Source organism: Novosphingobium sp. KA1 (assembly GCF_017309955.1).
Lineage (GTDB): Bacteria > Pseudomonadota > Alphaproteobacteria > Sphingomonadales > Sphingomonadaceae > Novosphingobium.
On sequence record NZ_CP021247.1, the window covers coordinates 781,872 to 800,000 of the forward strand.

Consider the following 18,129-nt stretch of genomic DNA (forward strand, 5'->3'; position numbering starts at 1 on the left):
GGAACCCAGAAATGACCCGCGTAGCCACCATCCCGATGCAGACCACGCTAGCGAGCGCCCTGTCGCGCTCGCAGCAGAGTCTCGCCACCAGCCAGATGCAACTGGCGACCGGCAAGAAGGCCACCGACTATGCCGGCCTCGGCCTCGATGCCGTGCGGACGCTGTCCGCCCGCTCGATGCTGGCGCAGCAGCAGACCTACCAGACGGTGGCCAGCACCGTGTCGACCACGCTGTCGCTCTACGATGCCAATCTCAACCAGATCGACTCCTCGCTGTCCGACTTGCGCAGCCAGCTGATGAGCGCACTCGGCACCGGCGATTCCCCCGGGCTCCAGTCGATCGTGGAAGGCGCCTTTTCGGACGTGCGCGCCTCGCTCAACGCGACATCGGCCGGCGTGCCGCTGTTTGCCGGCTCGCAGACCGCGGACTCGCCGTTCCTGCCTGAAACGCTCAGCGATACCGTCGGCCTCGACGCCGCCGATGCCTTTGCCAACGACGATGTCCACCAGACCGCCCGCATGGGCGACGGCGTCGATGTCGAATACGGCATCACCGCCAGCGACGTCGGCACCAACCTGATCCCGGCGTTCCGCACGCTCGCCGAAGCCGGCCCCTTCGGCGAGACGCTGACCGAAGACCAGAAGACCGCGATCCGCACCGCGCTGGACCAGCTCGACACCGGGCTGTCCGGGGTTCGCAACGTCAACGCCGCCAATGGCCGCCGCCAGAACCAGGTGGAATCGCTGACCAGCCGCGCCTCGGCGCGCGAGGACCTGCTGACCGAAGTGATCGGCAACGTCGAAGATGCCGATCTCGGGCAAGTCGCCATCGACATCTCGCAGCGCCAGACCGTGCTGGAAGCCAGCTATTCGGTCTTTGCCCAGCTTTCGAGCATGTCGCTGGCCAACTACCTCAGCTGACGGACAGGACCATTTCCCTAAGGCGCCTGGCCCCACAGGCGTCAAAGGAAAGGGGCAGAAGGTGAAAACCCTCTGCCCCTTTTTCGTGTCCGGCACACGGTAAAGGCCCGCCCGAAGGCAATCGGCCAGGCTCAGCCCGATCCGGGTTTTGCCCCCTTGGTCGGCACCGGCGCCACGTCGGGCGCACGCTCCAGCAGATCGGCGAGGTCGCCCGCCGGGCTGGCCGAGGGCAAGGCGGCCATCGCCCGGCCAAGCGCCGCGGGATCGGCCTGCATCGGGCTCGCCGTCAACATCGCGAAGACCGGCGCGGTGGGCAGGCCGGCAAAGGCCGGGGCATAACGCCCATGAAGCGCGGCCAGCGCATCCTCACGGCCCAGCATGGCCAGCGAGATCGCATGGCGCAGCACTACCGCCTGCCCGATCGTATCGAGCGCGCGCGGCGCCGGCAGGCTGGCGGCAGTGGCATCGGCATAGCGCTGCCACTCCCGGTGCTTCCACAGGATCTCGCCCTGCAGCGCAGCGCTGCCCGGCACCGTCTCGAGCACCGCCAGAGCCTCCTCGGTGCGGCCGATCTGGCTGAGCGCGACCGCTTCGACACGGTTGCGCTGGGCAATCATCGCATCGGGCAGGCTCCCGTCCTCGGACTTGCGCAGGGTATCGAGCGCACGGTCGGGGCGCCCGGCCAGGATGTAGAGGCTCGCCACCCGGGCCGAAAGCGGCCCGCGGGCAAGATCGCCCGCGCGCACGAAGAGCTGGTAATCGAGCAGGTCCGCCGCGCGCTCGTAGAGCCCGGCGGACTGGAGCCGCTCGGCCAGCCGGCTGGCGAGCAGGTCGCCTTCCGCGCCGCCCGGCGCAATGTCGCGGTAGTCCCAGTAGAGCCCGGCAGCCTTGTCCAGCGGCAGCTTGCGCGCGGGATCGAGCGCCTGGGTCAGCTTGTCGCGCAGGATCGGCAGGATCGCCGCGTCCGCGCCGGAGAGGCCAAAGTGGCGCATCAGCGTGGCGCCATTGTCGAGCGCGCCAGCGATGTCGCCGCGCGCATCGCGCAGGCGGAAACCGAGCCGCAGCGCACGCTGCTCGATCACGTCGCCGCGCCAGGAATAGCGGATCGCATCAAGCTTGCGCAGCGCCTCGTCGAAACCGATGGTATGCGCCGCGACCCGCGCCTCGATCTCGGAAAGCTGGGCATCGGTGCGCTGCGCGATCGTGCCCGAACGCTCGACCCGGGCAAAACGCAGCCGCGCCTCGTCGCCGTGCCCTTGCAGAAGTTCGGCGCGGCCACGCAGCAGATTGGCGGCGGGATCGCTATCGGGGAGCGGATGGAGCCATTCGACCGCCTTGGCCGGTTGCCCGCCCTCGACGGCAGCCTGCGCGGCGGCAAGCACAAAGGCCTTGGGCCGCGCCACGCGCAGCGCCGGGCGCGCGCAATCGACCTGTTCGAGCGCCTGTTCGGCCAGATGTCCCTGCGAAAGGGCACGAAGGCGCCAGGCACAGGCCTCGGGATTGGCGGAAAGCCCACTGCTGGCCAGCGCCGCGACCGCCTCGTCATAACGGCCCAGCAGCGTCAGCGCCGCCCCGCGCGCCAGGCGGTAACCGTCTACCATGGCCAGGTCCGGATCGTCCTGCACCATGACCTCGAGCACGCCGAAGGCTTCGCCCCCGCGCTCGCTGCCGACCAGACTGCGGGCATAGTCCCAGCGCGCCTGCTGAAGCGCCGATTGGGGTACCCGCGCGATCCGCGCCCAGGCATCATGCTGCGACAGCGCCCCCCAGGCGGCCGGACCGTCGATCATCGGCTGCTGGGCAAGATCCGCCGCGAACCCGGGAAGGCGCGGCCCTGCCGGCAGCACCGGCTGCGAGGAAAGTGCCGCCGCCTTGGCGGCATTGGCGCCCGTGCCGAGCCCGGCAGCGGGCACCGCCGCAGAACCCGCGAGGGGCGCTGCCGCAGGGGTGCCAATCGGCGCGGCACCGGGAAACAGGGCCACGCTGGCGGACAGAAGCGCCAAGCGGCGCATCACCGGCCGGCGCATGACGAAACGGGTTGGCGAAAAACTCATCACAGGCCCATTATAGGCCGGTTTTCAGAGCAGTCCGGGGAACAGTACCGAAATGGTCACGAACAGCCCGCCAATTGCGCTGCCGATCACGAAAAGCAGGATCGCTCCGGCCATCCACAACAGGCTGCCGTTGGCATTGCCCTTCTGTCCTTGCAGGACATCGCCGCTGCCCAGCGGCAGGGTCAGCCCTGTGTCCTTGCCCCCAGCCGCGCCGCCCCCCGCAGCACCCTGAACCGCATTCGCCTCGGCATTCGGCACATCCCCCCGTCGACGTGCCGGATTCCATTCCGGCGTTCCCGACGAGAGGACACGGACCTTGGCCGGGCCTGAATTGTTGCTCACTGAATTTGCCCCCTGCGACTTGATCCTATGATAACAACTTCATCCTATTATAGAAGAGCGGTAAGCCATGCGGATTTCACAATTTTCCGCCGCCGCGCAGTGCAACCGGAGTTCCGCATGTCCCGTTCCGCCCTTCACGCCACCGCAGCCCTGGTGGCCGCTCCCGTGGCCACTTGCGCGACGGTTGCCGGCGTGGCGCCCGAAGCGGCCCTGGCCGCGCCGGCCGTTCCCGCCACTGCGCCCCCCACGTTCGATCCGGCGACGCTGGTCAAGCTCGACCAGATCGACGTGCCGATCGTCGACGCCGGGAAGCTCGGCGGCGTGCTCCACCTCACCCTCGTCGTCGAGACCCGCTCGCCCGACACCGCCAGCGCGCTGGCCAAGCGCATGCCGGAGCTGCGCGCTGCCTCGCTCGCGGCGGCGATAGAGTTCGCACGCCTGCGCGCCTCGCCGTTCGCCGCGGTCGATGTCGAACGACTCCAGCACACCCTGACCCCCGCGCTGCGGCGCGTCGATCCAGGCATTGCCCGCGTCCTCATCGTTCGGGCCAGCGCCCTGCGCAGCTGACGCGCCGCGGATCCCCGCGCCTCGGTTCACATCTGAAATTTCACGACCCGGCGGAAGACGATTCCCTTCCGCTCGGCGCGAGCCTCTAGGCCGCACGCCCTTGCGATGAAAGAGAAACCCCGCGCTTGTCGGTGCGGTTCGTCGCATTTTCACCGGCCGGACAAAAAAGGGCCTGCTTCCCTGGGGAAGCAGGCCCTTTTTTCCGGTCCGCGTTCGCAGGACCTGCGGCAAATCAACGTGCGCTTGGCGGCGTGCGGCCGGGCGCTGCCGATGCCTGCCTTGGCGCCGGCGGCGTGCCGCGCTGGCGGATGACCTTGCGCCCCGCCAGCGCCATCGACAGTTCCACCGCCGAACCCGGCGACATGTAGGACATGATCTGCGCCGTTACGGAATCGCGCATGCGCCGCGCGACTTGCGTCTGCACTTCGAGATCGAGCTTCTCGAAGATCGGCGCCGCACGCTGCGGCTTCATCCGCTGGTAGATCTGCGCCAGCGTATCGTAAGGCACCTCGGGCTGGTCCTGTCCGGGCTGCCCCGGACGGCCCGGCGCGGCGGCTGCCGCAGCCTGCGCCTGCTGCTGGCCCTGCAATTGCCCGGCCAGCCGGGTTTCCCCGGCCCGCACGGCCTGCTCGCGCATTTCCAGCTTGCGCCGCTCCGCCGCCGCATCACGGTCGCGCTTGCCCAGCGAGTCCTGCAGCGAGGCACCGAGGCGCCCCGACGAAGCATCGCCGGAAACCTCGTTGGGGCCAGGCGCTGCCACCGCCATGACGTTCGCGATCACCGCAGCCCCGGCCACGCCGATCATCAGCCGCGAAGGCTGGGCCATGGCGCGCAGCGCGTTGATCAGCCTGCCCCCACCGGTGATCCGGGCGGGCAGGTTGGCGGTAGCACCGCTCATGCCGCGGCGCGCTTGCGATTGGCGCGGGCAGCCGGGTGCATGACGATCTCGGCCGAGAGTTCCTTGGCCTCGGCCACGGCCGCGGCGATGGCGGCCTCGACGCCGTCATCCATCGTCACAGCGACGACCTTGGGCGCGGTGACCTTGGGCATTGCGGTGCGCGTGGCGGCCTTGCGCGCGGGCTTGCGGCGCGTGGTGGTGCGCTTGGCGGCGACCTTTTCCTCGCCGGCTGCCTCTCCGGCCGTATCGGCCTTGGCAGCGGGTTTGCGCGCGGGCTTCCTGGGGGCTGCCGAAAGCTCGGTGGCGGCCACGATGCGGTCGGCGACGGCGTTGCCGATGCCCACCATGTCGGCAAGTTCATCGCGCATCGCTTCGGCATCGGCGATCGTCCGGGCCTGGGCGACGCCATCGGTGGCGAGCACCCGCTTGAGTTCACCCAGCACCGCGCGGGCCTGGGCGGTCGCGCGTTCGAGGCTGGCGACGCCTTCGGTCAGCGGGGCATTGCGAAACGCCTTCATGCGGCGGTCGATACGCCAGCCCTGCACCATCACGGCGGTGCAGATGGGAACCAGCGTGAAATTGATCATGGTCGCGGTGTTCACTTCGGATACCCCCTTGAGATGTCATTCGCCATGCGCACGGCGATGTTTCTGGAACGCTGCCCGATATGCGCGATACCCAGCGGGACGCCGCCGCACTGGACCTGGAGCGCATCGTTCGGGCTCTGACTGAAAGCGATCGTCTGACCGACCTTGAGATTCATGACGTCGCGCAGCGCCATCTGCTTCTCGCCAAGGACCACATCGACCGTGACCTTGGTCTGCGACAGTTCGCTGGCCATGTGCGCCGCCCACATGCGGTCGCGGCCGAGCTTTTCGCCCATGAAGCGCTGGAGCAGCTTGTTGCGCACCGGCTCGATCGTCGCATAAGGCAGCAGCACGCTGAACTTGCCGCCGCGCCCTTCCATGTCGACCCGGAAGGTGGCGACCGCGGCAATGTTGCTGGGCCCGGCGATGGCGGCAAAGCGCGGGCTCGATTCCATGCGCTCGACCTGCATCGTCACCGGCTCGATCGCCTCGAACGACTGCGAAAGATCGTCGAGCGCCAGCTGGACCATGCGCGAGACCAGCACCGTCTCGATGGTGGTGAAGGCGCGCCCCTCGACCCGCATCGGCTTGCTGCCCTTGCGCCCGCCCAGCAGGGCATCGACGACCGCATAGATCAGGCTCGATTCCACGGTGACGACGCCGTAGTTTTCCCACTCGGTCACCTGGAACACGCCAAACATCGCAGGCAATGCCACGCGGTTCATGAACTCGCCGAAGCGGGTCGAGGTGATCTCTTCCAGGCTGACGTCGATGGCATCGGACGTGAGGTTGCGCATGCTGGTTGCAAACGTGCGCACCATGCGCTCGCAAACCACTTCCAGCATCGGCAGCCGCTCATGGCTGATGACATTGGATTCGATGACGGCCTTGAGACCGCTCTTGGTCTGCGCGGGGGCATCGCCGTCGAAGCCGAACAGCGCGTCGATGCCCGCCTGGTCGAAGGTGTCGCCGACCAGTTCGTCCATCTTGGGCGGATCGGGCAGCAGGAAGTCGTCGAAATCGTCGGTCATTGCTGGATCAGGTCCTGAATGAGCACGTCGCTGACCATGCCGGGGCCAAGCGCCTGGGTGGCGCGGCGCATCATCTCTTCCTTGATGCGGAACACCGCCGCCGATCCATCGAGGTCATCCGGGCGCAGTTCGCGCAGGAACGGCTGGAGCGCGTCGAGCACGACCGGCAGCTTCTCCTTGATCTTGTCCGCCTTGGAATCGTCGGCCGCGACGATGATGAAACGCAGCTTGAGGAACCGCGCCGAGGCATCGCTGCCACGCAGGTTCACCACCATCGGCGGCACTTCCACATAGGAGGACTTTCCGGCCTTGGCCGATTCCGACCCGCCCTCCTCGTCCGGTGCGCCGCTTTCGCTGTCGCTGCCGCCACCGGCGAACTGGGTATAGCCGTAATAGCCTGCGCCGCCGCCGATCAGCAGCACCGCGACCGCGGCGCCGATCACGATCAGCCGCTTGCGCGACGGCTTGGTTTCGTCCGCATCGACGGGTGCGACGTCGATGATCTCTTCGCTGGACACTGTGGACCCCCTTGGCTGCCGCGCCTGCGGCGGAAAAATCGAAAACTTCCGATCCGACCGCAATCGCGTTTTCGCCTCTATTATAGGAGGACCAAGCGGCAAATTCTGCCGAGTGCCGAAAACTGCCAACTTTTTCTCAAGGTGCTGGAAATGGACGTTTCCTCCTTCGTTCTGCTGAGCCACGAACAGGCGCTGAGGCGCCAGCTCGACATCGTCGCCAACAACATGGCGAACTCCAGCACGGTCGGTTTCAAGCGCGAACAGGCGCTGTTCCACGAATATGTCGAGACCGCGCAGGAAGCCCCGGTCGAGGATGCCCGCAAGACATCGTTCGTGCTCGACTTCGGCACCGTGCACGACACCGCGCAGGGCTCGTTCCAGGCGACCGGCAACCCGCTCGACGTGATGATCGACGGCGCCGGCTACCTCAATGTCGAGAACCCGGACGGCGGCGTCGCCTATACGCGCGCGGGCTATATCAAGGTCAGCGAGAACGGCGAACTGGTCACGTCCGGCGGCCAGCGCCTGCTGGACGAGAACGGCCGTCCGATCGCCATCCCCGCCGACCAGCTGAGCCGCATCACCATTGCCGAGGACGGCACGGTGATGGCCGGCGATGCCCCGGTGGGGCGCCTCGCGGTCACCGATTTCGGCAACGAGAGCCTCGTCGACCCGCGCGGCGACGGCCTGCTTACCGGCACCGGCGGCCAGTTCCTGACCGCGGCGCGCACCAGGCTCAAGACCGGGGGCGTCGAAGCCTCCAACGTCGAGCCGATCGTCGAGACCACCCACATGGTCGAGATCCTGCGCTCCTACCAGACCAGCCAGCGCCTTTCGGCCGATCTTGCCGACATGCGCAAGAATGCCATCGGCCGCCTCAGCAGGGTCGGCTGACCCCGATCACCGTTTCGCGCCCGCCTAACCCCATTTTCCCGAAGGAGCCATCATGCGTTCGCTCTCCATCGCTTCCACCGGCATGCTTGCACAGCAGACCAACGTCGACGTCATCTCGAACAACATCGCCAACATGAACACCACCGCGTTCAAGCGCCAGCGCGCGGAGTTCCAGGACCTGCTCTACCAGCAGGTCGCCCGTCCCGGCGCCAACACCAGCGACAGCGGCACCAAGGTTCCGACCGGCATCCAGCTCGGCGCGGGCGTGAAGACCGGCGGCATCTACCGCATCACCGAACAGGGCGCGCTGACCAACACCGGCAACACCTACGACCTTGCCATCGACGGCCAGGGCTACTTCCAGGTGCAGCTGCCCTCGGGCGACCTTGCCTATACCCGCGCCGGTTCGTTCCAGCTCTCCGACCAGGGTGAGCTCGTCACTACCGACGGCTATCTCGTGCAGCCCAACATCACCATCCCGCAGGGCGCCACCAGCGTCACCGTGTCGAAGACCGGCGAAGTGCAGGTCAAGATCGACGGCCAGACCGACCTCCAGACCGTCGGGCAGCTCGAACTGGCGACCTTCGTCAACGAAGCCGGTCTCGAAGCGGTCGGCTCGAACCTCTATCTGGAGACCAGCGCCTCGGGCCAGCCGACCGTCTCGACCCCGACCGAGCCCGGCTTCGGTTCGCTGAGCCAGGGTTTTGTCGAAGCCTCGAACGTCAACCCGGTCTCGGAAATCACCTCGCTGATCACCGCGCAGCGCGCCTACGAGATGAACAGCCGCGTGCTCAAGACCGCCGACGAAATGCTCCAGACCTCGACGCAGGCGGGCTGAGGTCATGTTCGCCGCACTCGTGCTTGCTCTCGCGGCCACGGCTCCCGCCGCTGCCCCGGACACGGTCGCCACTGCCGTGCTCGACCGCACGGTCGAGCGCGGCGAACGCCTTTCGGCCAGCGACTTCTCCAAGGCCGCGCTGCCCGCCGTCACCGCGCGCGGCGCGCTCACCCCGGCCGAGGCCGCCGGGCAGGAGGCCAGCCGTCGCCTTAGTGCCGGCGCCCCGGTGCGCGCCGCGGACGTCGTGCCGCCTCGCCTCGTCCGGCGCGGCGAGGCGGTGACGATCTCGGTCGCCTCGGGCACCATGCGCATCACCTCGGCCGGACGCGCGCTCAGCGACGCCGCCAGGGGCGAGCCGGTGCGCGTGCTCAACCTCGCCACCAGCCGCACGCTCGACGCCGTCGCCGAGGCGCCGGGCCAGGTCAGCATTCCCGTCCGTTAAGCCACAGGATTCCCCGATCATGAAAGCGACCCGTGCCGGTCTTATCCCGCTGCTGATGGCCGCAACCTTGCTGTCCGGCTGCGGTGCAGTGGGCCGCCTCAAGAACGTCGGCAAGACGCCGAAGATGGATGCGCCCGAAGTCGCCGTGGCACCTCGCGTCGAACCCTCGATCGGCAAGCAGGGCACCGCCGATCGCGGTGCGGTGGACGATCCGCAGCTGGCCGACGGCGCCCGCGGGGCCTCGCTGTTCCGCACCGGCGCCGGCGCCTTCTTCCACGACCAGCGCGCCTCCCGCGTAGGCGACATCGTCACCATCCGCATCAACATCGCCGACAATGCCACGGTCGCCAATACCACTACGCGCACCCGCAACGGCAGCGAAAGCGCCGGCGTGGCCGCGCTGCTCGGCCTTGAAAAGCACATCGGCAAGCTGACCGGCTCCGACCCGTCCTCGCTGGCCGACACCAGTTCCTCGTCGAGCGCGGTGGGCGTGGGCAACACCGCCCGCAGCGAACAGATCAACATGACGATGGCCGCCTCGGTGATCGGCGTGCTGCCCAATGGCAACCTGCAGATCCGGGGCCGCCAGGAAGTGCGGGTGAACTATGAGCTGCGCGAACTGATCGTCACCGGCGTGATCCGCCCCGAGGACATCGCCCGCGACAATTCGATCCGCCATTCCCAGATCGCCGATGCCCGCATCAGCTACGGCGGCCGCGGCCAGCTCACCGACGCGCAGCAGGCCCGCTGGGGCCAGCAGATCTACGACGCGCTGTTCCCGTTCTGATAGAACAGGCCGTCTTCCAGGTCTGAGCGGTGCCGATGCCTGATCGCGCCGCTCAGACCGAAAGTTCGCGCCATTCGCCCTGGGCGATTCCCTCGAGCGACCAGCCGCCGATCGCCCAGCGCACCAGCCGCAAGGTCGGATGCCCCACCGCCGCGGTCATGCGGCGGACCTGCCGGTTGCGGCCTTCGCGAATGGTCAGTTCGATCCAGCAGTCCGGCACCGTCTTGCGGAAACGCACCGGCGGATTGCGCGGCCAGAGTTCGGGCGGATCGATCCGCCGCGCTTCGGCAGGCCGCGTGGGGCCGTCGTTCAGCATCACGCCCTTGCGCAAGGCCGAAAGCGCCGCCTCGTCCGGCTCGCCCTCGACTTGCACGAGGTAGGTCTTGGCGGTCTTGAAGCGCGGGTCCGCAATGCGCGCCTGCAGGCGGCCATCATCGGTCAGCAGCATCAGCCCCTCGCTGTCACGGTCGAGCCGTCCGGCAGGGTAGACGCCCGGCACCCCGATATAGTCCGAAAGCGTCGCGCGCGGGGTGGGCGAGCGCGCGTCGGTGAACTGCGGCAGGACGTCAAAGGGCTTGTTGAAGAGGATAAGGCGCGCCATCCGGTCTTCCCTAGAGCATTTTCAAGTCAGGTGAAGTCGCCTGACGAGTTGGAAAATGCGAAAAACAAACGCAGCGCGCCCTACCAGTTCAAGCGTGGCCGCTCTCCGCCGCTTGACCGCGCGTCTTCCACAAGGACCAGCCGACGCCGCCGCCGATCAGGCCCACGGTCACGCCAAGGCTGAGCAGCGGCGGGAACTTGGCCCCGTCCAGCAGCAATTCGGCCACCAGGATCTTGCCGCCGATGAACACCAGCACCAGGGCCAGCGCATACTTCAGGTAGTGGAAGCGGTGCACCATCGCCGCCAGCGCGAAGTAGAGCGCGCGCAGGCCAAGGATCGCCATGATGTTAGAGGTGTAGACGATGAAAGTGTCGGTGGTGATCGAGAAGATCGCCGGCACCGAGTCCACCGCGAACACCAGGTCGGCCAGGTTGATGACCACCAGCGCCAGGAACAGCGGCGTCACGGCCCAGACCAGACGGCCCGTATCGTTCGCTTCCTTCACGAAGAAGTGGTGACCGTAGTGCGCCTTGGTCACGCGCATGTGGCGCGAGATCCAGCGGACCACCGGGTTGTGCGCGACATCGGGTTCATGATCGCCGGTAAACAGCATCTTCACGCCGGTGAAGACGAGGAACGCGGCAAAGATGTACATCACCCAGTGCGCCTGCGAGACCAGCGCCACGCCGCCCGCGATCATCAGGCCGCGCAGCACGATCACCGCGACGATGCCCCAGAGCAGCGCGCGGTACTGGTACCTGGGCGCAATCGCGAAGAAACCGAAAATCATCGAGATGACAAAGACGTTGTCGATCGACAGCGCCTTTTCAAGGAAATAGCCGGTGTACCAGGCGATACCGTCCGCCGATCCCTTGGTCCACCAGACCCAGCCGCCGAACAGCACGGCGATGGCGATGTAGAAGACCGACAGCTTCAGCGATTCGGCAATGCCCATCTCCCGGTCGTCCTTGTGCAGGAAGCCGAGGTCGAATGCGGTGAGTACAAGCACGAGGCCGACAAATGCCAGCCAGAACCAGACCGGGGTGCCCAGCCAGTCAGCAAAGAGAAATTCCACGATTCATGTCCTGCTGAAGGAAGGAAGCGCCGGCGCGTACATGGGGGGCAGCGCGCCGGCGCGAGGGTAACAGGCTTACACTACGGCCGTTGGGGGGACGAACAGCCGGGCCAGCCTGGCCCTTATTCTCAATTTCCTTCGCTCCAGCTCCGCAATCCTGAGCAGATTGCGGCGCGTCGAGCCCTGCGCACGGCGCAACTGGGCGTCGAGCATCTGGAAGCGCTCAAGCAGGTGGAACATACGGTCGGTCATAACAGCATCCCTATCGAACAAAGGTTGGTTCGATCGGATGATCCCGACGGCACATTTGGATTGCCGAGCTTGCGGAGCCTTGGAAGGGGCACTCGGAAACCTGCACCGGGGATCAACCCGATGCGGTCCGACATCACGTGGCACCTGCTATGAGGCGCCGCGCCAGAGGGGCCCGGCCCGCAAGGATCCAATATGAGCGAATCGATCCGATTTCAACCCCGGATACGGATTCATTTGACGCCAGGCGCCATTTCGATATTAATATGATATCATATTTAATGGAGATTGCCGCCGATGACCGAGTCGCATCTTCCCATCAACTCCAGCCGCGAACGCGCCGCGTCGAGCATGAGCGGATACCTCATGCTGCTGGTTTTCCTCGGCGTTCTGGCTGCCATCGTCTTCGCCGTGGTCACGCTGGCGAGCGGTGATCCCGCACCTGCAACGATACTGGCCTTCCTCGCCTTCATCCTGCCCGCCGTGGTCTGCCAGATCCTGATCGCCTCGGGCTTCTACATGATCCAGCCCAATCAGGCGGTGGCGGTGACGCTGTTCGGCTCCTATCGCGGCACCGACCGTCAGGCGGGGCTGCGCTGGACCTGGCCGTGGATGGCCAAGCGCAAGATTTCGGTGCGCGCCAACAATGTCGTCTCGGAAAAGCTCAAGGTGAACGACCTGCGCGGCAATCCGATCGAGATCGCCACCAATGTCGTGTGGCGCGTGGCCGACACCGCCCAGGCGCTCTACGATGTGGACGACTACAAGGCCTTTGTCGAAGTGCAGATCGAGGCCGCGGTGCGCTCGATCGGCTCGCGCTATCCTTATGACGATGTGGAGCATGCCGAGATCACCTTGCGCGGCAGTCACGCGGAAGTGAACGGCGAATTGCGCGCCGAACTGATCGAGCGGCTGCGCGTGGCGGGCATCACCGTCGACGAATGCGGCCTCACCCACCTTGCCTATGCGCCCGAAATCGCCGGCGCCATGCTGCGCCGCCAGCAGGCCGAAGCGGTGATCGGTGCGCGGCGCAAGCTGGTGGAAGGCGCGGTCTCGATGGTCGAGATGGCGCTGACGCAGCTTTCCGAAAAGAACGTGGTGGAACTGGACGACGAGCGCCGCGCGGCGATGGTCTCCAACCTCATGGTCGTGCTGTGCGGCGAGCGGGACTCGCAGCCCGTCGTGAACGCCGGCACCCTTTACCAGTAACGCAGTCTGTCCAGGTACCATGGCTAACCCCGGCAAGAAGGCCTTTCCGCTGCGGATCGATCCGGCGCTCTACGCCGCGCTCGAACGCTGCGCGGCGGCAGACTTGCGCTCGGTGAATGCCGAAGTCGAAGTCCTGCTGCGCGAGGCCCTGACCCGGCGCGGCGTGAGAGTGGCGGCGAGCGAACCCGTGAAACGCGGCCGCCCGCCCAGACAGGAGGGTGAAGCATGATGCACAAGTCCACCGAAGATGGGGCCTGGTTTGCGCCAAAGCGTTTAGGCTACGGAGCGGGCCTCCCCATCGCCTGGCAGGGCTGGCTGGTGATCGCGGCCTATGTGGCGACGCTGGCCGGAATCGGGTTGCTGAACCATATGGGCACGGGCGGAAGCCGGACCGCCGCTTTCGTGCTGTTCCTGCTGGCGACGGGCCTGTTCCTCGTCATCACCGCGCGCCGCACACGCGGCGGGTGGAAGTGGCGCTCGGGCAAGGAGGACTGAACCGATGCGGACCCTCGCTGCATTGCTGGCCGCCGCCGCCCTGATGGGCACATCGCCGCCCGTCACGGAGAGCTTCGTGGAGGCCCCCGGCCCCAACGGCCCGCTCAAGGGCACGATGCTCTCGCCCTCCAATGCCGCGGCGCCGATGGTGCTGATGATCCCCGGCTCCGGGCCGACCGACCGCGACGGCAACAACCCGCTGGGCGTCAAAGCCGCCTCGCTGCGCCTGATCGCCGAAGGGCTTGCCGCGCAGGGCATCGCCAGCGTGCGCATCGACAAACGCGGCCTTTTTGCCAGTGCCGCCGCCGTGCCCGATGCCAATGCCGTGACGATGGAAGACTATGCCACCGACGTTCACAGCTGGGTCTCCAGCATCCGCGCCCGCACCGGCGGAAAATGCGTGTGGCTGCTGGGGCATAGCGAAGGCGGGCTGGTCGCCCTTACCGCCTCGCGCAAAACTGCGGCCTCGCACGCACCTGAGGGCATCTGCGGCCTGATCCTGATTGCGACACCACGGCGTCCGTTCGGCGCAGTGCTGCGCGGGCAACTGCATGCGAACCCCGCCAACGCGCCGCTGCTCGATCAGGCCGATCGCGCGATCACCGAACTGGAAGCCGGGCGCCGCGTCGATGCCTCCGGACTGAATCCCGCCCTCGCCCCGCTGTTCCGTGCGAACGTGCAGGGCTTCCTGATCAGCGCCATGGCGCTCGATCCGGCCAAGCTGGTCGTCGCCTACCGCGGCCCGGTGCTGATCCTTCAGGGCGAGCGTGACATTCAGGTGAGCAAGGAAGACGCCGCCCTGCTGGGGCAGGCCCAGCCCAAGGCGCAGCTGCGCCTGCTGCCCGATACCAACCATGTGCTGAAAGTCGTGACTTCCGACGATCGCGCCGCGAACCTCGCGACTTACGCCAACCCGGACCTGCCGCTGGTGCCCGACGTGGTGCCCGATATCGCGACGTTCATCCGAGCCTCGCGTTAGAGTATCCGTGATGATCAAGCCTGAGATTGCGCCCAGCATCTATCGGCTTTGAGCAAAGCGTTTGCGGTCACGACGAGTTTTCGCATGACGGCGGTGATGGCGATTTTGGCGGGCTTTCCTGCGGTGACGAGTTGTTGGTATTTTGCCTTGAGATCAGGGTTGTATCGGGCGGCGACGAGGGCCGGCATATAGAGGGCCTGCCTCACGTTGGCACGTCCGCCGCGGATGAAGCTTTTGCCTTTCCATTGTCCGGATTGCCGCGCGATCGGTGCAAGGCCGGCAAGGGACGCGGCCTGCTTGTTCTCAAGGCTGCCGAGTTCGGGCATGGTGGCGATGAGCTGGTTGGCGGTCAGCGTTCCCACACCCGCGATGCTGGTCAGTATCTGGTGTCGACGAGCGAGTACGGCATCGGCGGCGATCAGGTTGGAGATCTCGGCGTCGAGGGCCGCGATATGTCGATCGATCTGTTCGAGCCGCTGGCGACACTGGCGCTTGAGAAACGCGATGGTGAGATTTTTCTCACGATTTTTGAGCGCGGTGCGATCACGAACCAAGCCGTCTCGGGCATTGATGAGTTCCGCCATTTGGGTCTGCTGTGCGCTTCGAGCGGGTCTGACCGCTGGCTGCAAGGTTGCGGCCATACGAGCCAGCAGGATGGCGTCAATGCGATCAGTCTTGGCCAATGTGCCAGTCGCCTGGGCGAAGCGCCGGGCCCGTTCAGGGTTGAGCTTCACACAAGGCCAGTTGGTCAGCGCCGCCTCCAGTGCGCGATGATAGGTTCCGGTTGCCTCGTAGGCGATCCGTTCGATCGGCCATTGTCGCAGCCAGGCGATCAGCGCCTTGTGCCCCTTGGCGGTATTGGCAAACTGGCGCTCGGCGCCGACGGGGTAGGCATGGCAATCGAGGCTCGCTTTGGAGATGTCGATGCCGATTGTCTGTGGTAGATTGTCGCTCATCTTTTCCGCTGTCCCATGCTTGTCATCCGGGTCCAAAACCCCGGTATCCGTTCGGGCCTGATGGAAAAGAAAGGGGCGATCCTACTCTAACCCGGTCCCTTAACGACCGGCGGTTTCGCGATCCGTCCCCTTCCGCCCGGACCGGGGTGGCCACCCCGGTCCGGGCAATCCAGCATGGCCCAAACGGACGGTAATGTCATAAGACAAGCGTTTTCTAATCAGGTGGAATCACCTGCGACTCGGAAAACGCGGAAAACCAAAATCTTAGAGCAGTTGATCCGATGCAATCGGATCGGGAACTGCTCTAAGCTCTACGCTCCGCCAGTTTCGCCTCGATCGCCCGCCACAACATGGCAAAGGCTTTTGCGGCCGGGCTGGCCGGGGCGATTTCCCCCACCGGCTGATGGCGCACCGCGCATTGCTCGACAACGCTGGCATACGGCACCGCCGGCCAGTCCGGTTGCGCCTCGCGGACCTGTCGGTGGAGCGTGCGTCGCATGTCGAGCATCGAGAGCACCGGCAGGATCGGCGGATGGCGCTTGGTGGTATCGGCAATCTCGCGCACCACGAGTTCGAGCGCACGGGCCGAGAGCGGCGAAGGCGGCAGCGGCACGATCACCAGATCGGCGGCGCGCGCGACTTGCGCGGATAGCTCGTTCAGCACCGGCGGACAATCGAGCACGATGCGCGGATAATCCGCCGAAAGTTCCTCAGCCAGCTTCGCGAGGCGCCTACGCTTGCCGATACGCATCAACTGGGCATCGAGCGCGCGGATACTCTCGTCCGCAGGCAGCACGTCGACAAGCGGATTGCCGGTGGGCTGGATCAGCTTGGCAGCCGGGCGGTCCTTGGTGAAGACGTCCTCGGCAAGCCGGGTGCCGCGCGGCTCCAGGCCATAAAGGAAGCCGGATCCCCCTGCGGCATCAAGATCCCAGAGCAGCGTGCGCTGCCCGAGCCGGGCGGAGCACCAGGCAAGATTTGCGGCAAAGGTGGTCTTACCGACCCCGCCCTTGACACTGTAGATGGCGATGGTGGCACCGCGCAGTGCCTTCGCGGCATCCTCGCGGCCCGCCTTGACCGCCCCGGCGCCCTCCGTCGCCGACACGACAACGGGCCGAACCCTCTTCAGGGCCGACCCGCCGCTCCCGGCTATGCGGGGCAATTTGTGCTTTCCTGCAACCACCTGCCGATGGTTGCCCGCGATGCGCCGATAGTCAAGCCGCGCGGCTCAACAGGACGCATGCGAGGAAAAGATCAACCGTCGTAGTCGCCACCGATCGAGGTGTTGCGCGTCGGCGCCGAAGCGGTGATGCGCAGGGCCTCGGCCGACTGGCTGAGCGAACCGATTTCGTCCATCTCGTCGTCGTCGTCCGGCAGCACGCGCTGCATCGAGGTGACGAGCGATTCCTTCAGTTCGTTCGGCTTGACGTTCTGCTCGGCGATTTCGCGCAGGGCAACGACCGGATTCTTGTCGCGGTCACGCTCAAGCGTGAGTTCGGCACCGCCCGAAATCTCGCGCGCACGCTGCGCGGCAAGCAGGACGAGATCGAACCGGTTGGGGATCTTGTCGACGCAGTCTTCGACAGTAACGCGCGCCATGGGCACTCCGTGAATAAATTCGCTGGATCGGTAAACCCTGCCCACTAGGGGCTACCCTGCGCAGAGTCAAGAAAACTGCGCATCGCCGCCCGGCTTCCCCCGCTCGTGCGCGAGAGGCCGGGCGATGACTTCAAGCCGCGATCATGGCTTGCGCTGGGCGCCGGTGGTGTCGCGGACCCCGCGGAACTCGCTGTCCTGCGACCAGTTCGGCCAGACATGGCTTCCTGCCAGGCGCGCGCCGGTATTGTACAGCAGCGTCAGGTCGCTGGCCCAACCGCTGGTATCCCAGTTCGGATCATATTCGTCGGCGGGCTGATGGTACTTGTCGCGGGTATAGGCATCGGACAGTTCCTTGCCGCGGGCCTCGCCGCCATCGACCAGTTCGCGCCCGGGGCTGAACGAGATCGCCGGAACCCCGCGCTTGGCCATCGAGAAGTGGTCCGAACGGTAGAAGCTCCCTGCCTCCGGTCGTGCGTCGGAGGTGTAGTGGCGGCCCAGCTTCTGGCCTTCCTCGGTCAGCATGGTCAGCAGATCGAGCTTGGCCGCTCCGGAGATGCTGAAGTTGGTGGTCTTCGAGATCGAGAGCGGGCCGTCCATGTTGATGACGCCCGCTGTGGTCGCCAGCGGCCGCAACGGGTTGTCGGCGTAGTATTCGGAGCCGAGCAGGCCCTTTTCTTCCGCCGTCACCGCCAGGAACAGCACCGAACGCTCGCGCTTGGGGCCCTTGGCGAAAGCGCGCGCCAGTTCCAGCAGCGCCGCAGTGCCCGAGGCATTGTCGCGTGCGCCGTTGTAGATGCGGTCGCCCCTTGCATCGGGCAGGCCCACGCCGATGTGATCCCAGTGCGCCGAATAGATCACCGTCTCGTCCGGGTACTTCGTGCCCGGCAGGACGCCGGCGACATTGTGCGAGGTGATGACCTGCGACTTCACCGCATAGTCCGCACTCATCGTCGCCTTGAGCGGGATGGGCTGGAAGTCCTTCTTGCGGGCAGCGGCCTTGGCCGCCTCGAAATCGATGCCGGAGGCCTTGAACAGCTGCGCCGCGAGGTCCTTCTGGATCCAGCCTTCCATCTGCGTATGTGCGGACC

Annotated in this window: 23 protein-coding genes (1 of these 23 cut by a window edge); 10 read left to right on the forward strand and 13 right to left on the reverse strand. The window is 66.4% G+C overall.

All coding sequences use genetic code 11. From position 1 onward, the window contains the following. Positions 1–11 precede the first annotated feature (11 nt). Entirely contained in the window at positions 12–920 is a 909-nt protein-coding gene (locus CA833_RS03885) for a flagellin (RefSeq protein ID WP_207079294.1), read from the forward strand. Between the two features lie 131 nt (positions 921–1,051). Here the strand turns inward: CA833_RS03885 and CA833_RS03890 are convergent, their stop codons facing one another. Next, positions 1,052–2,974: a hypothetical protein gene (locus CA833_RS03890; RefSeq protein ID WP_207079295.1), complete on the reverse strand. Its 1,923-nt coding sequence runs from the start codon at positions 2,972–2,974 to the stop codon at positions 1,052–1,054. Positions 2,975–2,998: 24 nt separating this feature from the next. Then, positions 2,999–3,316 carry a hypothetical protein gene (locus CA833_RS03895; RefSeq protein ID WP_142632175.1) on the reverse strand — a complete coding sequence of 106 codons (318 nt, stop codon included), beginning with the start codon at positions 3,314–3,316 and terminating at the stop codon, positions 2,999–3,001. Between the two features lie 117 nt (positions 3,317–3,433). Between CA833_RS03895 and CA833_RS03900 the strand changes: the two genes are divergently transcribed. Next, a complete protein-coding gene (locus CA833_RS03900; protein WP_142632174.1) occupies positions 3,434–3,883 on the forward strand; it encodes a hypothetical protein in 450 nt (149 codons plus the stop codon). Positions 3,884–4,115: 232 nt separating this feature from the next. On the opposite strand, the gene CA833_RS03905 is transcribed toward CA833_RS03900, so the two are convergent. Genes CA833_RS03905 through CA833_RS03920 form a run of 4 tightly spaced genes read right to left on the reverse strand, consistent with a single transcriptional unit; the run spans position 4,116 to position 6,917 of the window. Further along, on the reverse strand, positions 4,116–4,781 hold the full coding sequence (locus CA833_RS03905) for a MotE family protein (protein WP_242526258.1): 666 nt from the start codon (positions 4,779–4,781) through the stop codon (positions 4,116–4,118). After that, the gene (locus CA833_RS03910) at positions 4,778–5,383 is read right to left on the reverse strand and encodes a DUF6468 domain-containing protein (protein ID WP_207079296.1); all 606 of its coding nucleotides are present in this window, start codon (positions 5,381–5,383) and stop codon (positions 4,778–4,780) included. Before CA833_RS03910 ends, CA833_RS03905 begins: the two co-directional genes overlap by 4 nt. Further along, the gene (gene fliM / locus CA833_RS03915) at positions 5,380–6,399 is read right to left on the reverse strand and encodes a flagellar motor switch protein FliM (protein ID WP_142632173.1); all 1,020 of its coding nucleotides are present in this window, start codon (positions 6,397–6,399) and stop codon (positions 5,380–5,382) included. The genes CA833_RS03910 and fliM overlap by 4 nt, the downstream gene beginning before the upstream one ends. Then, positions 6,396–6,917 carry a flagellar basal body-associated FliL family protein gene (locus CA833_RS03920; protein WP_142632172.1) on the reverse strand — a complete coding sequence of 174 codons (522 nt, stop codon included), beginning with the start codon at positions 6,915–6,917 and terminating at the stop codon, positions 6,396–6,398. The genes fliM and CA833_RS03920 overlap by 4 nt, the downstream gene beginning before the upstream one ends. A 150-nt stretch (positions 6,918–7,067) precedes the next feature. Between CA833_RS03920 and CA833_RS03925 the strand changes: the two genes are divergently transcribed. The 4 genes from CA833_RS03925 to flgH are packed head-to-tail and all read left to right on the forward strand — an operon-like array spanning position 7,068 to position 9,878. Continuing rightward, a complete protein-coding gene (locus CA833_RS03925; RefSeq protein ID WP_207079297.1) occupies positions 7,068–7,811 on the forward strand; it encodes a flagellar hook-basal body complex protein in 744 nt (247 codons plus the stop codon). A gap of 52 nt (positions 7,812–7,863) precedes the next feature. Next, positions 7,864–8,649: a flagellar basal-body rod protein FlgG gene (flgG, locus tag CA833_RS03930; RefSeq protein ID WP_142632170.1), complete on the forward strand. Its 786-nt coding sequence runs from the start codon at positions 7,864–7,866 to the stop codon at positions 8,647–8,649. A 4-nt stretch (positions 8,650–8,653) separates the two neighbouring features. Beyond that, on the forward strand, positions 8,654–9,091 hold the full coding sequence (flgA, locus tag CA833_RS03935; RefSeq protein ID WP_207079298.1) for a flagellar basal body P-ring formation chaperone FlgA: 438 nt from the start codon (positions 8,654–8,656) through the stop codon (positions 9,089–9,091). Between the two features lie 19 nt (positions 9,092–9,110). Continuing rightward, positions 9,111–9,878 carry a flagellar basal body L-ring protein FlgH gene (gene flgH, locus CA833_RS03940; protein WP_142632168.1) on the forward strand — a complete coding sequence of 256 codons (768 nt, stop codon included), beginning with the start codon at positions 9,111–9,113 and terminating at the stop codon, positions 9,876–9,878. Positions 9,879–9,930: 52 nt separating this feature from the next. Here flgH and CA833_RS03945 read toward each other — a convergent pair whose 3' ends face one another. From CA833_RS03945 to CA833_RS03955, 3 genes are all read right to left on the reverse strand, one after another. Beyond that, complete coding sequence (locus tag CA833_RS03945) at positions 9,931–10,479, reverse strand: pseudouridine synthase (protein ID WP_207079299.1); 549 nt, start codon at positions 10,477–10,479, stop codon at positions 9,931–9,933. An 88-nt stretch (positions 10,480–10,567) separates the two neighbouring features. After that, entirely contained in the window at positions 10,568–11,554 is a 987-nt protein-coding gene (locus tag CA833_RS03950; protein ID WP_207079300.1) for a TerC family protein, read from the reverse strand. Positions 11,555–11,629: 75 nt separating this feature from the next. Continuing rightward, positions 11,630–11,806: a DUF465 domain-containing protein gene (locus CA833_RS03955; protein WP_142632165.1), complete on the reverse strand. Its 177-nt coding sequence runs from the start codon at positions 11,804–11,806 to the stop codon at positions 11,630–11,632. Between the two features lie 294 nt (positions 11,807–12,100). On the opposite strand from CA833_RS03955, the gene CA833_RS03960 reads away from it, so the two are divergent. From CA833_RS03960 to CA833_RS03975, 4 genes are read left to right on the forward strand one after another with little or no spacing between them, the layout of a single operon-like run. Then, positions 12,101–13,012 carry an SPFH domain-containing protein gene (locus tag CA833_RS03960; protein WP_207079301.1) on the forward strand — a complete coding sequence of 304 codons (912 nt, stop codon included), beginning with the start codon at positions 12,101–12,103 and terminating at the stop codon, positions 13,010–13,012. A 19-nt stretch (positions 13,013–13,031) separates the two neighbouring features. Beyond that, entirely contained in the window at positions 13,032–13,241 is a 210-nt protein-coding gene (locus CA833_RS03965; RefSeq protein ID WP_207079302.1) for a toxin-antitoxin system HicB family antitoxin, read from the forward strand. Next, positions 13,238–13,507 (forward strand): hypothetical protein, encoded by a 270-nt coding sequence (locus CA833_RS03970; protein WP_207079303.1) that lies wholly within the window; start codon positions 13,238–13,240, stop codon positions 13,505–13,507. The genes CA833_RS03965 and CA833_RS03970 overlap by 4 nt, the downstream gene beginning before the upstream one ends. Before the next feature lie 4 nt (positions 13,508–13,511). After that, positions 13,512–14,486: an alpha/beta hydrolase gene (locus CA833_RS03975; RefSeq protein WP_207079304.1), complete on the forward strand. Its 975-nt coding sequence runs from the start codon at positions 13,512–13,514 to the stop codon at positions 14,484–14,486. 14 nt (positions 14,487–14,500) lie between these two features. Here the strand turns inward: CA833_RS03975 and CA833_RS03980 are convergent, their stop codons facing one another. The 4 genes from CA833_RS03980 to CA833_RS03995 form a co-directional block, all read right to left on the reverse strand. Beyond that, positions 14,501–15,442 (reverse strand): IS110 family transposase, encoded by a 942-nt coding sequence (locus tag CA833_RS03980; RefSeq protein ID WP_207077948.1) that lies wholly within the window; start codon positions 15,440–15,442, stop codon positions 14,501–14,503. A 304-nt stretch (positions 15,443–15,746) separates the two neighbouring features. Next, positions 15,747–16,487 carry a ParA family protein gene (locus CA833_RS03985; RefSeq protein WP_242526362.1) on the reverse strand — a complete coding sequence of 247 codons (741 nt, stop codon included), beginning with the start codon at positions 16,485–16,487 and terminating at the stop codon, positions 15,747–15,749. A 209-nt stretch (positions 16,488–16,696) separates the two neighbouring features. After that, entirely contained in the window at positions 16,697–17,041 is a 345-nt protein-coding gene (gene rpoZ, locus CA833_RS03990; protein WP_142632159.1) for a DNA-directed RNA polymerase subunit omega, read from the reverse strand. Between the two features lie 141 nt (positions 17,042–17,182). Further along, on the reverse strand, positions 17,183–18,129 hold the 3' portion of the coding sequence (locus CA833_RS03995) for a M28 family metallopeptidase (RefSeq protein WP_207079306.1). The gene runs 736 nt beyond the window's last position; only the last 947 of its 1,683 coding nucleotides appear in the window; its start codon lies beyond the right edge, outside the window — the gene reads right to left on this strand; it ends in the stop codon at positions 17,183–17,185.